The sequence below is a fragment of the Nocardia pneumoniae NBRC 100136 genome (assembly GCF_000308755.1).
Classification (GTDB): domain Bacteria; phylum Actinomycetota; class Actinomycetes; order Mycobacteriales; family Mycobacteriaceae; genus Nocardia; species Nocardia pneumoniae.
Genome location: NZ_BAGF01000075.1, coordinates 1 through 13,563, shown reverse-complemented (window position 1 = coordinate 13,563; position 13,563 = coordinate 1). Strand labels below are relative to the sequence as shown.

15 protein-coding genes are annotated in these 13,563 nt (G+C 67.4%); 6 read left to right on the top strand and 9 right to left on the bottom strand.

Features of this window, described 5'->3' with window-relative positions; all coding sequences use genetic code 11:
- Nucleotides 1–465 precede the first annotated feature (465 nt).
- Complete coding sequence (locus tag ON34_RS23565) at nucleotides 466–1,299, bottom strand: hypothetical protein (protein ID WP_157172395.1); 834 nt, start codon at nucleotides 1,297–1,299, stop codon at nucleotides 466–468.
- 377 nt (nucleotides 1,300–1,676) lie between these two features.
- Between ON34_RS23565 and ON34_RS23560 the strand changes: the two genes are divergently transcribed.
- The gene (locus tag ON34_RS23560; RefSeq protein ID WP_157172394.1) at nucleotides 1,677–1,922 is read left to right on the top strand and encodes a hypothetical protein; all 246 of its coding nucleotides are present in this window, start codon (nucleotides 1,677–1,679) and stop codon (nucleotides 1,920–1,922) included.
- Nucleotides 1,923–2,052: 130 nt separating this feature from the next.
- Here the strand turns inward: ON34_RS23560 and ON34_RS23555 are convergent, their stop codons facing one another.
- Nucleotides 2,053–2,490 (bottom strand): DoxX family protein, encoded by a 438-nt coding sequence (locus ON34_RS23555; RefSeq protein WP_040783129.1) that lies wholly within the window; start codon nucleotides 2,488–2,490, stop codon nucleotides 2,053–2,055.
- Nucleotides 2,491–2,677: 187 nt separating this feature from the next.
- On the opposite strand from ON34_RS23555, the gene ON34_RS38160 reads away from it, so the two are divergent.
- Nucleotides 2,678–2,803, top strand: coding sequence for a hypothetical protein (locus ON34_RS38160; protein ID WP_281032464.1), 126 nt, complete (start codon nucleotides 2,678–2,680; stop codon nucleotides 2,801–2,803).
- A gap of 10 nt (nucleotides 2,804–2,813) precedes the next feature.
- Here the strand turns inward: ON34_RS38160 and ON34_RS23550 are convergent, their stop codons facing one another.
- Together ON34_RS23550 and ON34_RS23545 are read right to left on the bottom strand one after the other, a co-directional pair.
- Nucleotides 2,814–3,545 carry a hypothetical protein gene (locus ON34_RS23550; protein WP_040783126.1) on the bottom strand — a complete coding sequence of 244 codons (732 nt, stop codon included), beginning with the start codon at nucleotides 3,543–3,545 and terminating at the stop codon, nucleotides 2,814–2,816.
- 275 nt (nucleotides 3,546–3,820) lie between these two features.
- Entirely contained in the window at nucleotides 3,821–4,372 is a 552-nt protein-coding gene (locus ON34_RS23545; RefSeq protein WP_040783124.1) for a dihydrofolate reductase family protein, read from the bottom strand.
- A gap of 413 nt (nucleotides 4,373–4,785) precedes the next feature.
- On the opposite strand from ON34_RS23545, the gene ON34_RS23540 reads away from it, so the two are divergent.
- Entirely contained in the window at nucleotides 4,786–5,739 is a 954-nt protein-coding gene (locus tag ON34_RS23540; protein WP_040783122.1) for an ADP-ribosylglycohydrolase family protein, read from the top strand.
- Between the two features lie 192 nt (nucleotides 5,740–5,931).
- Here ON34_RS23540 and ON34_RS23535 read toward each other — a convergent pair whose 3' ends face one another.
- The gene (locus tag ON34_RS23535) at nucleotides 5,932–7,221 is read right to left on the bottom strand and encodes an amidohydrolase family protein (RefSeq protein WP_040783120.1); all 1,290 of its coding nucleotides are present in this window, start codon (nucleotides 7,219–7,221) and stop codon (nucleotides 5,932–5,934) included.
- Nucleotides 7,222–7,398: 177 nt separating this feature from the next.
- Between ON34_RS23535 and ON34_RS23530 the strand changes: the two genes are divergently transcribed.
- Nucleotides 7,399–8,433 (top strand): LysR family transcriptional regulator, encoded by a 1,035-nt coding sequence (locus ON34_RS23530; protein ID WP_051023024.1) that lies wholly within the window; start codon nucleotides 7,399–7,401, stop codon nucleotides 8,431–8,433.
- 459 nt (nucleotides 8,434–8,892) lie between these two features.
- On the opposite strand, the gene ON34_RS38155 is transcribed toward ON34_RS23530, so the two are convergent.
- A complete protein-coding gene (locus ON34_RS38155) occupies nucleotides 8,893–9,297 on the bottom strand; it encodes a Rossmann-fold NAD(P)-binding domain-containing protein (RefSeq protein WP_051023023.1) in 405 nt (134 codons plus the stop codon).
- 33 nt (nucleotides 9,298–9,330) lie between these two features.
- Between ON34_RS38155 and ON34_RS36285 the strand changes: the two genes are divergently transcribed.
- Nucleotides 9,331–9,501, top strand: a complete 171-nt coding sequence (locus tag ON34_RS36285) for an ATP-binding protein (protein ID WP_157172393.1) — start codon at nucleotides 9,331–9,333, stop codon at nucleotides 9,499–9,501.
- A 7-nt stretch (nucleotides 9,502–9,508) separates the two neighbouring features.
- On the opposite strand, the gene ON34_RS23520 is transcribed toward ON34_RS36285, so the two are convergent.
- Nucleotides 9,509–9,874, bottom strand: a complete 366-nt coding sequence (locus ON34_RS23520; RefSeq protein ID WP_245548165.1) for a MerR family transcriptional regulator — start codon at nucleotides 9,872–9,874, stop codon at nucleotides 9,509–9,511.
- A 1,157-nt stretch (nucleotides 9,875–11,031) separates the two neighbouring features.
- Between ON34_RS23520 and ON34_RS23515 the strand changes: the two genes are divergently transcribed.
- Complete coding sequence (locus ON34_RS23515) at nucleotides 11,032–11,238, top strand: hypothetical protein (protein ID WP_040783117.1); 207 nt, start codon at nucleotides 11,032–11,034, stop codon at nucleotides 11,236–11,238.
- A 415-nt stretch (nucleotides 11,239–11,653) separates the two neighbouring features.
- Here ON34_RS23515 and ON34_RS23505 read toward each other — a convergent pair whose 3' ends face one another.
- Both ON34_RS23505 and ON34_RS23500 read right to left on the bottom strand, forming a co-directional pair.
- Entirely contained in the window at nucleotides 11,654–12,127 is a 474-nt protein-coding gene (locus ON34_RS23505) for an ATP-binding protein (protein ID WP_040783113.1), read from the bottom strand.
- 353 nt (nucleotides 12,128–12,480) lie between these two features.
- Nucleotides 12,481–13,287, bottom strand: a complete 807-nt coding sequence (locus tag ON34_RS23500; RefSeq protein ID WP_040783110.1) for an LLM class flavin-dependent oxidoreductase — start codon at nucleotides 13,285–13,287, stop codon at nucleotides 12,481–12,483.
- Between the last annotated feature and the right edge of the window lie 276 nt (nucleotides 13,288–13,563).

The window sequence follows — 13,563 nt, the reverse complement described above, 5'->3', positions numbered from 1 at the left end:
GACGAGGTGTTGGACGGGTTTGGGGCAGTGGCGGAATCGCTGTCTCTGCCGCCGACGACGACACCGATCACTACACCGAGACCGAGCACTACCGCCAGCCCGATAACACCGGCAACGATCAGACCCATTCTGCCGCTGCCGGTCCGCGGTGGGTACGGTGGACGCCCGTATCTCGGACCAGGTGAGCCGTACCCGGTAGCGGGCTGACCGGACGTGGCCCCGGGCGGAGGCGGGTACCTGCCCGGATCCGGGACGCCCCAGCCACCGACTGACGGATCAGGTCGCCGCACAGCAGGATCTGGGCTTTTCGGCGTCGGCCGATCGTCAGGTCCGTGCTGAGAATCGGTCATCCCCGTCGCCTCTCCGGTTCCGCACTGGGCTCGCCGTCAACTCCGACCCCCGATCGTATTCCAGCCACCGTTGGTCGTCGGCGCCGTCCCACTGGTCCGTTCGAGTCGCAGGTCGCTACTTCTCGCGTAGACCGTCCAGCGTCCTGGCCGCCTGCAACCTGGCGATCGAATCGAGTTCGTCCCATCTCACCACGGGAGAACCCTTCTCGCGCGTGAGCAAGATCTTCACCCGCACCGAGACATTGCCGTCCTGGACACAGACGACGTAGGTCATGTTCGCGACGAGGTTTCCTCTGACTTCGGAGTACCAGTAGCCCTGATTGCCGATTCCGGTGACCGGACCGGAAGCCGACTCCGACTCGGGGGTGGCGACGTCGGCGTGTTTCCAATGGTCGTAGAAGGGTGCCGCCGCACCGTTGGTGAATTCGGCCTCGACGCTCATTGCGGCCTTGTTCATAGCGAACTCGCCGACGGTCGCGCTGGTGTATTCGGCATCGCACTTCAGGCTGCCGCTTCCGTAGGCGGTCGGCCGCGTTTCCCTATGCTCGGGAGCACCTTTGGGCGTGGGCGACCACTTGGTCAACGGCGTGGGATCGACGAGGTCGCAGGCGTTGGTGATCGCATTCATGGAATAGGTTGCCGCTTCCCGCCAGGCAGTGGCCGAGGTATCGGCGGACTCGCTGCTGCTGTCGCCACCGCTGACGACCATGCCGATAACCACGCCGAGCCCCAGCACCACCACCAGCCCGAGAACACCGGCGATGATCAAACCTGTCCTGCCGTTGCCGGTAGATGGTGGCGGGTACGACGGTGCCGACCCATATCCCTGGCCAGGTGGCACGGAAGACATGGCACAGCCGCCTACCGGCGAATCCCATTGCTGCGCAGCGGGATCGACGTCGCCCGGTATAGGCGGCTGACCGCCAGGTCCGCGCTGGAAATCGGTCACCCTGTGGCCCCTTCGATTCCGCAACGGGCTCTCCGTCGAACGGCAACTTCGAGCCGATTGTATTCCCGCCACCGCCGTCACGGGCAGTAGCGGTCCCGTTCGCTCCCGGCACGTTTGGCGTCCTAGAGGACGGCGCCGCAATCAGATTGGGACGCGACGCGAGGTCGAGCAAAGTCGGACCGGACGTGACGCATTCACCCCTGGTTTTCTCTTCGGACCCCGGCGCAGCGGGTTGTGTGCGATGCTGGGGAGGCAAGTGGAGGGGAGTATTCCTTCGCGGCGGTCCCGTCAACCCGAGGAGTTCACGCTCCTCCGGGGCCGTCGGCTTCGAAAGCGGGAGCGCTGACCAGCCCCCGCTCTGGCGGAAGAGACCTTCGGTGGCTGGCGCACGCGTGCGCACGAAATCACCGGAGAACCCTATGGGGCTGGTCAGCGACATCACTGTCGTCGGCGGTATCGCGTATGCCGCGATCTACGCACTCACCCGCTTACTCGCGCTGGTCATCGTGCTGCGCGGCACGCAGCCGGAACAACGCGCCGACCTCGTCCACGCCGTGGCCGAACTGTTCTCGCAACGCAGGCTCCCGCGTCCTTCCCGCCGCACAACGAGGCGGATCAGATAGTTCAGGCATGCGCGTGTTGGCTGAACGCGCCCGGATCGATCGCCGCCAACCCGACGAGCGATCGATCCGGGAACGCACGACCGGCGATCGGTGGGTGGGCCACCGATCGCCGGTCGTACTTATGGATTCGTCATCGCGAGAGCGAGTTGCGCAGGTCGGTGATGGTGGCGCGGCGCTCGTAGGCGATCCAGGCGAAGATCGCGGCGAGCACCAGGGGGAAGATCCCCATCAAGGGCTTGTCGGCGATGAAAGCCTGCGTCCCGGCGGCGAGCACGGTGAGAACGGACAGACCCGCGGCAGCCAGCGCACTCAGCCGCGGCACCATCAGGCCGATACCGCCTGCGACCTCCGCAACTCCGATGAAGATGAGCAGCCCGAGGGGGATGGTCAGATTCTCGGGGGCGTTGTCCGTCAGGGCGTGCGGGATAACCAGTTTCGGCCCGCCGGAGGCGATGATGAAGAACAGGCCGAGCAGGATCTGCAGGGTCCACAGGGTGCGGTTGCGGACCTTGCCGGGACGGTCGGTGAGGTCGTTGGAGAAGTCGGCGGAGGGGTTGGCGGTGGTCATTTCTGGTCCTTCTGGTCGGTCGCGCCGGGTTGGTAGCGCGTTCAACGGATAGGACGGAGCACCGTCCGAGGACTCATCGGTGTCCGCGAAGATTTTTCGGAACCGCCGCCGCACTCCGGATTCGCACTGCACCGCCTCGGGACTTCGCGTGCAGCCAGAGCGCCGCCCCGATCGGCCGGTACCGCCGATGACCGGTACCAGCGTGATCGGGGCGGTTGTGCATCTGCTGGCCGCCGCCATCGAGGAGGGCCGGGACCTGTCCTCGATGAGCGGGATCCTGGCCGACAGCTCCTATCGTCTGCTGCCAGCCTGACAGGTCGGCCTCACTTCAGGTGCCGGGCGAAGAACCGGTTCCCGGCGTCTCCCTCGAACTGCGGGACGCCGGTGTGCCCGCCCATATTGGCGTGCAGCGTCTTCTCCTTGGAGCCGAAGGCGTCGAACAAGTCCAGGGCCAGCTGTCGGTCGTTTCCTTCGTCGTCCCACTGCAGCAGGACCTGCAGCGGAATGGTGATCTGCCGTGCCTGCTCGAACATGGTGCGGGGCACGAAACTCCCGGCGAACAGAAGGGCGGCACAGATGCGTGGCTCGACCACCGCCAGCCGGATGCCGATGGCGATCACCCCTCCCGCGTACCCGACCGAGCCGCCGATCTCGGGCAGCGAAAGGAGGGCGTCCAGGGCGGCCCGCCATTCTGGGACCGCCTTTTCGACCAATGGGAGGACGAGCCGGTCGACGATCTCGTCGTCGACCGGCCCGTCGGCCTGCAGCGCCCGGTGCAGGTCCGCGCGGGCCTGCTCGGCGGCGGCTGAACGGGGCCGGTCACCGCTCCAGGGGAGCTCGATGGTGGCCGCGGCGAAGCCCGCCGCCGCGGAGTGCCGGGCCCGGGCCACCAGTCGGGGGTACATCTTGTGCAGTCCGCCGGGGTGGCCGATCAGGATCAGCGGGGCCGGTGCGGATGCGAATCCGGGCGTCCACAGGATGCCGGGGATCTCGCCGAGGGTGAATTCGCGTTCGAGGACGCCGTCGTCGAAGCGATGTTCGGAAGTGAATTGCATGGTCGTGCCTTTCGGGAGTGCTCTCGAGCGGCGCTCCCGGACGACCTATCGCCCGACCGTGACCCCGGAGGGGAGCACCCAAGTCGAAATGTTCACGGGTACCACCTCCTCGTTCTCTCGCACGGCCTCCGAAAAGTAGCAGCGGTCGCCATAGTCCGCCAACAGGTTTTCGCGGAGGCTCCGTGACCGGATGCCACGGAACCGCTCGCTCGTCCTAACAAAAGATCAATGTGACGGCGTCGGGCGTCTCTGGTGCTGCTGCGGTTTAACGAACCTCAGTCGGCGAGATAGCGCAGCATCACCGCGGTGTTGAAGTGCCTCGTCTCGGCCAATCGGAGCTGAATGCGCTTGGCCAGCGATGGGAACAGCGGTGTGCCGCCGCCGAGCACCACGGGCGAGACGAACAGCTGGTACTCGTCGATGAGCCCGTGTGGTATCAGCGAGGCCGCGAGGCTCGCGCCACCGACCTCCATGACGCCGTCGCCTCCGGCCTTGAGCCTGCGGACCTCCTCGACCGCGTTCTCGCTGATCAGCGTGCTGTTCCAGTGGACCTCGGTGAGCGTCCGGGAGAAGACGACCTTGGGCTTCTCCGTCCAGAGCCTGCCGAACTCACGCTCGATGCGCGGCGCGTCCTCGGGCACGTGCGGCCAGTACTCGGCCATCAGCTCGTACAGGCGACGACCGTGCAGCGAGACATCGATCCCGCGGTAGCGGTCGTTGTGGAACTGGTGCAGCTCCTCGTCCGGGACGGTCCAGTCGATGCTGCCGTCGCGGTCGTTGATGTAGCCGTCCAGGGACACGCTGAACCCGTAGATCAGTTTTCTCATGACAGGGTAGACCTCCTACGCGCTCGAAACTCATCGGCGCTGGGGCACGCCGCGACGGCGGGCATGCTCAGCCAGCAAGATTCACCGGATTCATAGCCGCTCACTGAGGCGGCAGGCGCAGTGCTGAGGTCGGCTTCCTCCCTCGGATCTCCGACCGCTGGGCCTGGCTGCGCGCTCGGCGGCGCCTATACGCAAAACTAGGTGGGCGCAGCGGCATCCCCGAGATTCCGAAACCACCCCTATGGCCACCCTTCGGCGTAGCCGGCGCCACCAGCGCAGACGTAGACGAATGGATCGAGGCTGTCTTCCACGGCGCCGAGCCGCACCCTTCAACGGTCAATTTGCACCAGCGAAATGCTTCGGGGCAGTGATGTTGCGGTGGTTCGTCCTGGTTTGGCAGCATAGTTGCCGATATGCCACTGGTTTCCGATGTCGCTCGTGACAGTCTCGAGGGCTTGTCCGTCGGTGACGCGCTGGGTGCTCAATTCTTCGTGCCGGGCCGTTCGCTACCTGATCCTCTCGCTGGCCGAGCGCCGGCGGCGCCGTGGGAATGGACCGATGACACGGAGATGGCCTGCTCGGTGTATGTGCAGATCCGCGGCTGCGGCCGGATCGACCGCGACGGGCTGGCGGCAGCCTTCGCCGACCGATGCGAGCCCTACCGGGGCTACAGTGGCGGCACAGTCGCTGTGCTGCATGAGATTCGCGACGGACGGCCTTGGGCCGACGCGGCGGGCGCCCTGTTCGACGGGCGTGGCTCCTGGGGCAACGGTGCTGCGATGCGGGTCGCTCCGCTCGGAGCGTATTTCGCCGGGAATCTGGACCGTGCGGCGGCCCAAGCCGCATTGTCGGCCGAGGTGACGCATCGGCATCCGGAAGCGATTGCGGCCGCCATGGCGGTTGCCGTCGCGGCCGGGCACGCCGCGGCCACCCGCGGAAGAGATTGCGCGCCCGAGGAATTGTTGGCCGTTGTGGAGCCGTACCTGGTCGAGGGCCGGACCGCCAGTGGTGTCCGCCGGGCCCGGCGGTTGTTGGGGCGCTCGGTGGCCGAAGCGGCATACGAACTCGGTAACGGTGCGCAAGTCAGCGCCTTCGACACGGTGCCGTTCACCCTGTGGGCGGCCGCGACCTTTCTCGACGACTATCCCGCCGCTGTTACCGCATGTGTCGAGGCCGGTGGTGATGCGGACACCACGGCCGCGATCGTCGGCGGGATCGTGGCAGCGCGCACAGGCATCGGCACGCGAAGCGGCGTACGCGGAATACCCCCGCAGTGGTTATCGGCGCGAGAGCCACTGCCTGTCTGGGCGACGGATGGCGACGCCCGGCAAAAGCTCGACGACAGGCACGGCTCGAACGTGCGGTAATGCCGCGATCGGGTGGTGAATAGCTCGCCGATCGCGGTCATCGTGGGGCATGGGTACTTCGACCGGCATCGATTCGCCGTCGCTGGGTTGGTTGCGGATCTTCGAAGCCTGTCGATCCGACATCGAAGACCATTCCTCCGCAGGGCGTGTCCGGCGGCCGCAGCTGGGCAACCCATGAACGCGGGAGCCTGTTCAGCTGGTCTTGGTCGGGTCGAAGGTGGTCCAGCGTTCGCGGACGGCTGCCACGACCTTGGCGACCTGGGCGTCGAAGGCGTCGAGCTGCTCGGCTTCGGCAGCGCTCGCGACGAAGGCGCCTCGGTCGCAGGCTGTGCCCGCGCGCCATACCCGCTCGATCGCGCGTGTCGCGGTGATGTCCGTCAACGGGTCACCGGACACGAGAACCAGGTCCGCGCGCTGCCCGGGCGCGACACGTCCTCGGTCGGCGAGGCCGAACACTCGTGCCGGTTCGGTTGTGGCAGCGGCCAGGGCCTGCGCCGGGCTGATACCGCAACGGACAAGGAGTTCCAGCTCCCGGTGCAGGCTTGCTCCGAACACGGTCCCCGGGTTCGGAGCGTCGGTGCCCGCCAGCAGAGTGACCCCCGCATCGGCCAGCCGCCGCACGTTGTCCTCGGCCCGCGAGTAGGGCGGCATTTCCCGGCCACGCCATCCCGGGGCATCCGAGGTCAACCGGCGTGCCCAGGCGTCCCCGAGCGCCTCAGCGAGCCGCGGGTCCGCTGCCACTGCTGCGCCACCCGGTTCACCGAGGGTGTTCTCGATGGTGGCCAGCGTCGGACCGACCGCGATCCCGGCCTCGGCCATGCGTTCGACCAGGGGCTGGTCCAGCTCGGCGTCCGCGGGGACGTGGGCCACCACGTCGACACCGGCGGACACGACCTTCTCGACACCGGCCGTCGAGCTCACGTGAGCGACGACGACCACGCCGCGGGCGTGCGCGGCAGCGACCAGTGCCGTGATGGTTTCGGAGTCCAGCGACGGCCATAGACCCCCGGTGCCGGAGATGATCTTCAGATAGTCCGAGCCCTCCGCGATCCGTTCCGCGACGAACTGCTCGGCCTGGTCAGCGGCGGTCAACGTCGGGAACGGGGCGTACATCATCGACGGGTGCCCGCCGGGCGCGGTGGCACCGACACCCGAGGACCGCACATCGGCCACGTCCGGACGGGAACCGGCCTGCTCCTTGGCCCTGGCCACCAGGTCGGGTGTGCTGAACATGTCGAGAACGGTGGTAACGCCGAAGGTCAACGATTGCGCGAGGGCGCCGGGAACGAGATGCACATGCGCGTCGATCAGACCGGGAAGCACAGTTCCGCCCGCCGCGTCGATCACTTCGTCGCCATCTCGGGCGGCCGAGGCGGCCGAGCACTGGGTGATCAGGCCGTCAGCGAATCGGACCGAAGTCCAGTCCTGCGACTTCGTCCCGTCGAACACCTTCGCGTTCACGATCGTTGTTGCTGCGGTCACGACGACCTCCCTCTCTGGCACATGCACCGGTTTCACCACGCTGCGCCCTTCCACGCTGGCTGATGACATCTACTTGCACCCTCTACTCCAGCCGGTCTCACCAGTGCCGATCAACGACCAACCCAGCCATGAAACAATCACCAAAAGGAATTGATCGAGGCCGGGAGGGCAGCAGCGATGGAGGTCCGGCAGCTGCGCTATTTCGTCACCGTCGCCGAATGTGAACACTTCGGCCGGGCTGCGGAGACCCTGCACATCGTTCAACCCGCCGTAAGCAAGCAGATCGCGCGGCTGGAACGCGAACTCGGACTCACCTTGTTCGACCGGTCCCACCGTCGGGCCCGGCTCACCCCGGACGGCCAGGCATTCCTTGCCCACGCGCGCCGCGCGCTACGCGGTATCGACCGTGCCGCCGCCGCGGCCGCCGACATCGCCGCCGGTAACACCGGTTTACTGCGCATCGGCAGCAGCGTCGTATTCAACCCTCGTATCGAAGCCGCTCTTGCCGCTGTCCGTGAGGCCCACCCCGGCATCACGCTCCAGGTGACAAGCTCCGCCTCGACGACCGGTCAGCTCGCCGCCCTCGCCGCTGACGACCTCGATGCCGCATTCGTGGCAGCTCCACCGGACACCCCGGGCGTGCGAGTCCATCACCTCTGGGACGAGCCGCTACTCCTGGCCGTCCCCGCCGCATACGCCCGCACCGCCAGCAACCTCGCCACGCTCGCCGAGCTCCCCCTGGCCCGACCCGCCCGCGCGGATAACCCCGGCATCTACGACCTGATCACGGCCGCCTGCCAAGCGGCCGGGTTCACCCCCCGCGTGGGGCCGACTCTGACCCGAGTCCAAGACCTCCTTGCCGGACCCGTTGCCTCCGAAGAGTGCTGGACCCTGCTCCCCGCAGGCGTCGTCTCCCAAGACTTCACCGCCGTCGCCCTCATCGAGCCCGACCCACCGATCCGCGTCCCCGCCGCACTCGCACTACCCGACTCCACACCCCGCGCCTCCGCGCTGAGCCTGCTCACCGCTGCACAGACCAGAACAGCAAGCAAGCATGCGCCGTCGAACGGCATCGCCACCGGATCCGCCGCACCAACTCAGTTCGAGCGGAACCCGGGTCCGGATAGCCCACATCCGGTGATAGGTGATGGACGACTACACGGAGGATCGGGCGGTGGGCCCGATGTACCCGGATCCACTTCGCGTCGCTGAATTCCTTGGGCGCCTTGTGCATTCGCTGATGCTCACGCCCTGTGGGCGGGTGGACTTCCACGCGCAGCATTGGACAGACTGCGGTCATGCCGATCAACCGGACGTCGCTGCGGCGCCCAGGATGCGCTACGCCCATTTCGGTATCCAGACCTCGGCGCCGGGTGCGTCCGCTCGTCTGGAGCCGAGGTATTCGCGGAGTTTGCTGAGCGCGGGATGCGGACCGAGCACACACCCATAGACGGCAGCCAGTCGTCGGCGGGCAGGGCGGCGGCGCGTTCGGTGGTGAAAGTGCCGGTGAGCAGTCCCGATTGCAGCGGCGAGTAGACGATGACTCCGGTGTTGCACTAGACACGTCCGGACTGTTGATCAAGCCCTGCAACTCGGCCCGCTGATCCGCCGCCGACTCCCTCGCGGCAGTCAACACCGCCACACAAGCTACGGCCCATCGGTCCCGATCTGTCAGGCGAAGTCGTCGACGAGCCGGGTGGCCCACTCGCGGAAGGAGTTCGGTCGGACGCCGGTGCCGTCGTGCACCATCGGGTGCACGACGGAGGTGAACGACTCTACTGCGGTGGCACGCAGCGCCATGATCGCGTCGGCCATGAGCTCGGCCAGTATCCAGGAGTGCCTGACGGGCGACGGCGGTGCGGCTTCGACGAACCGTAGCGGCCTGCCCAGCACGTCGGCGAGAATGGCTGTCATCTCGCCGGGGGTCAACGCATCCGGTCCGCTGAGCCGGTAGGTCCGTCCGTCGTGACCCCCGGTGGCGGCGACTGACGCGATGTCGTGTTCGTCGATGACCGCGATGCGGCCGTGGCCGTAGGTGGCGAACACGCTGTCCTGGTTGGTGCGGCGCCTGCTCACCGGTGTCGGGGTCGAGGACGCGGTGCAGGGGTGATGTGTTGGCCAGCAACGCTGTCGCCCGCGCCCGCGCGGATCTGCCGACCGGATCACACCGGCGGGCGGGGGTTGATCCTGGTCGATCAGCTGGCCACCTGCTGGGGTGTGGACTACCACGGGTGTGGCAGGACGGTGTGCGCCGAGCTCGGCGCCCGCGGCCGCGGCTGATCGGAGCTCAGCTGTCGCGGTCCGACCCGGGTAAATCTCGTCGGGTGAGTTCGGCGTTGAGCTCGCGGGCTTGGGCGAGCTGATCTTCCAGGACGATGATCCGGCACGCCGCCTCCAGCGGTGTGCCCGCATCGACCAGCGCGCGGACGCGCGCGGCGATCCGCAGTTGGTAGCGGGAGTAGCGGCGGTGCCCGCCCGGTGAGCGCTGCGGTGTCAGCAGTTCGGCGGCGTCCAGGCCACGTAGGAAGGCGGGAGTGACGCCGAGGATTTCCGCGGCCCGGCCCATGCTGTAGGCCGGGTAGTCCTCGTCATCCAGCCGGTCGGCGGCACTGGAAGCGTCGGTCGGGTCGGTGGAGTCATTCGGTTGCTGCACAACACCTCTTGGGTTCAACGTCGACAGGCCCCGGCGCGTGGTGCGCCGGGGCCTGGGATCGAGGGGGTTTTCACGTCAATCCCGCCGGTCGGCGGTAGTGCCGACCGCGGGTACCGCGCCCGGCAACAGCCCGGGACGCGGAATCTCGGAAGAGCTGTTCAGTAAACCACCTCCTGGGCTGCCGGACGTGTCTGCGGGAGTTCGTCATCCCCTCCGGCGGTCCGGCCGACTGCACCGGATCCTCTTCTCCGCCGGAGGGGATGGTGGATCTTGCTTCCGGTGCAGTTCACCTGCCCGGCCAACCAGACATCTCATTTCCAACAACAGAGAACGTACACCCCACCTTTCAGAATGTCTACATCCTGCGATGCAGATTTTCCGACTTCCCTGGTAGCTGTTTTCTGCCGTCGGGCCTCGGGTCGCTAGGCGGGCCCACCCGATTCCGAACGTCGCGAACGCGGCGTAGGCGGCGACGGCGATGAACGCGACGGCCGTCATCGCCGGCGCCGACGTGGCGTACTGGTGAGTCCAGCGCTGCCGCAGCTCTTCGCTGGACGGGCGGAACGCCGAAACTGTCGCGCCACCCCACTGTCGGCTGGCCCCTGGTCGCTGCGGTGCTACGAAGTCCCGTCACCAGTAATCGAGTATCTGCCGCCGACACTCTCGCCCGGTGGCCCGCAGACCACTGGCCTCCCGAGGCCGAGCCCAGCCTCCGTGAGGCCGCCGCCCGCGAACGCGACGATGCCGTCCGACGGAAGATCCAGCAGGCTCTGCGGGGTCGATCAGGCTTGCCATCGGATCGACACCAGTTCGTCACCGTCGACGTGCAGGCCTCGGTGGCCATTGCAGCAGGCACAAAGAACGACATCGAAGACGCGGACACCCTTGGTCCACCGAGCCCGACCAGCACCCTGCATGCCGACCGCTGTCGCCGAATTCTGGCGCGGTGTCTCGGTCCGCTGATACAGGCAGAAGGGTACGCGTGCTCCGCCGCGTGGCAGCGTGGGTCTGGCACGGATAGCTCAGGTCGTAGCAAGTTGTGCCAGCCGATTCGCGTCACGACGGTGTGTTGGCGTGGTTTGCGGGTATGTGCAACAGAGGAACTCGATGAGCTTGCTCGGGGGTCATCGCTTCCGGAGGAACATCAGGAGGTTCTCATGCTCGCCATCGCCGCCGCCGTAGCATTCGGTCTTGCGCTCATTCTCGATCTGGCGGATGCCACCCTCGGTGCGGCTATTACCGACGGCACCCTCGTCACCGTCGGACTATTGTTGCTCGCACTGCATCTCGCGGGATTCGGTTCCGGCGCGCGCGTAGGTACCGGGGGCCGCTCCTGGAACTGGCGGCGGCGCGTCCGCCGCTGAACCGCCACGGCCGGCTCGACTGGGTCGGGTAGCGACGTAGGCGGTGGGATTACGTGACCAGCAACAGGAGATGATCGTTTTCGGTTTCCGGGGGCTCGTCGCAGAGCCATTCACGGGCGAGTCGATGCCAATTGTTGGTCGCCTGAAGCTGACCGAGCGCGGTCGACTGCGAGCACTACCGCCCCGGTGGCGCGGCGCCGAGCCCATCAGGATCACGGGCGTCACGGCCAGCAGGCTGTAGGGGATGGGGGAAAGTCACCGTGCCGGAACCGATGTCGATCAACCGAGCCGCAACGGCGGGGGCGAAAATCTCGGTTCCCACCCCGAATCCCAGGAGAATCCCCGCGGCAGTCAGTGTTTCGGCGACCGAATCGCTGTCGTCCAGCGCCGCGACGAGCAATGCCGATCGGGTGTGCTAGGGCAGCACGGCGCCACGTGCCGAGAAGGCCCGCTCGAGGCGTTCGGTCAAGGGCAGCGTCGGAGCGGAATCGGCCAGGTCCCCTATCGCCGTGGGCAGTTCGGTCAGCGCGAGCGGGTTGCCGTGCGCCTCGGTGAGCACCCGGCGGCGGAGGAGGGCGGGCAGTTCCGGTGCGGCGCTGTCGAGCAGGGCGTTCGCGTCGTCATCGGGCAGCGGACCGAGCCGCATGACGGTCAGCCCGGCCTCGCGCAGCGGTGAGTCCGCAGTGTCGCGCACCGTGGCGAGCACGGCGACGGGTTCGGAGTCGATGCGGCGCGCGACGAACGCGAGAACCTCAGCACTGGCGGGATCGAGCCAGTGCACGTCCTCGGCGATGACCAGCAGCGGCCGTTCGGCTGCCGCATCGGCCAGCAGGGTCAGTGCGGCGAGACCCACCAGGTAGGGGCTCGGCTCGGCGTCACCGTCCGACATGCCCAAGGCGGTGGTCAAAGCCTCGAACTGGCGGGCTGGCTGGCAACGGTTTTCGCGGGACCGCTGTCGCTGTGGATCTGGGCGGAGGCTGCGGTACTGCACCGGGCGAGGGCCCGCCGTCCCGGATTTCCTCGGCTAGCGATCCACTGAAATTACTGGTCGATTGGATAGGTTTCCATGAAACCAACTGCGGCACTGTGTCTTTCGACAGTCAGAACGTTCATCGCTAATCCGTCTGTATTCGATCCGCGACATCCTGGCTATAGCGTGGGCCCTCGCTTTCTCCGCGGCCGACGACCCCTGAACGCTGTCGCGCTCATCCTCTTGGCAGGGCATCGTCCCTCACCGCCCGACTAACGTCCGGCGAGCTCGGCGACGACCGGAGCGAACCTGTCGGCGAAGTCGGCGCCGAAGACGAAATAGGAGAAACCGATCTCCTCCCGTCGCCGCTGGATTTCCTCGGCAGCGGCCGCCGGATCATCCGGAAGTACGGTCAGTGCGTCCGCCGCGCGAAGCGCGGCAGGGTCGGTGTCGGGGCGCGCCATGTGCGGCGCGACAGTGTCACCGATGACCGGCACGGCGAGCGCGAGCTCGACGTCCCCGTTGGTGCGGAAGTCGCGTGCCAGCCGCTCGACTACGCCCCTCGGCTGATCCCCCAGCGCGAAGGTGACCGTGTCCGCGACATCGGCCGCCAACGCCCTGGCCTTCGGACCGAGTACGGCCATCGCCACGGGCGTGTGACGGTCGGGACCGTCCAGATCTCGCAGCATCCTGACGGTCTCACGCACCTGTGCCAGCCGCTCCTTCGGCGGCGGTACGACCGGCAGTCCCTTGTCGCGCAGCTCGTCCTCGATTCCCGGTCTGCCGGTGCCGATGCCCATCTCGAAGCGACCGTCGGTCAGTAGCGACAGCGAGTGCGCTTCCCACGCCGTCAGCCACGCCGAGCGCAGCGGAGAGGCGTACACCCACGTGCCAACGCGCAGGTCGGTCAGAGCCGCGACGGTGGCCAGCATGGGACCGGGCGCCGGCTGCATCTGCGGGAAGTCGGGCACCAGCAGCGTCGAGTAGCCGCTGTCGGCGATGCGGCGTACGCGATCTCGCCACGTCGGCAGGTCGGTTCTGAGCGGGGCAACGACCCCGAACCGGAACGGTCTCGTCATCTCTGGACTCCTGTCGTTCGATCTATCCAGAGGAATCGACGACGGATCCACCCGAAATTCATCGGGTCGAGTGCCGACCCGTCCTGTACGGAGGGCACGCAAGGACCACTGAAGGGGACACCCCGACCAGAACGGGCTGTTTCAGCCGCGGCGCAGCCCGGACTTGTTCACTCGCGGCACCGCCGCGGAATCAGGCCGGGAGGCGGGTTCCGCAGGGCCTGGCACGTCGGTTGGGCGGTACCGACTGTCTGCTTCAGCGGCGGCTCTGACATCGGC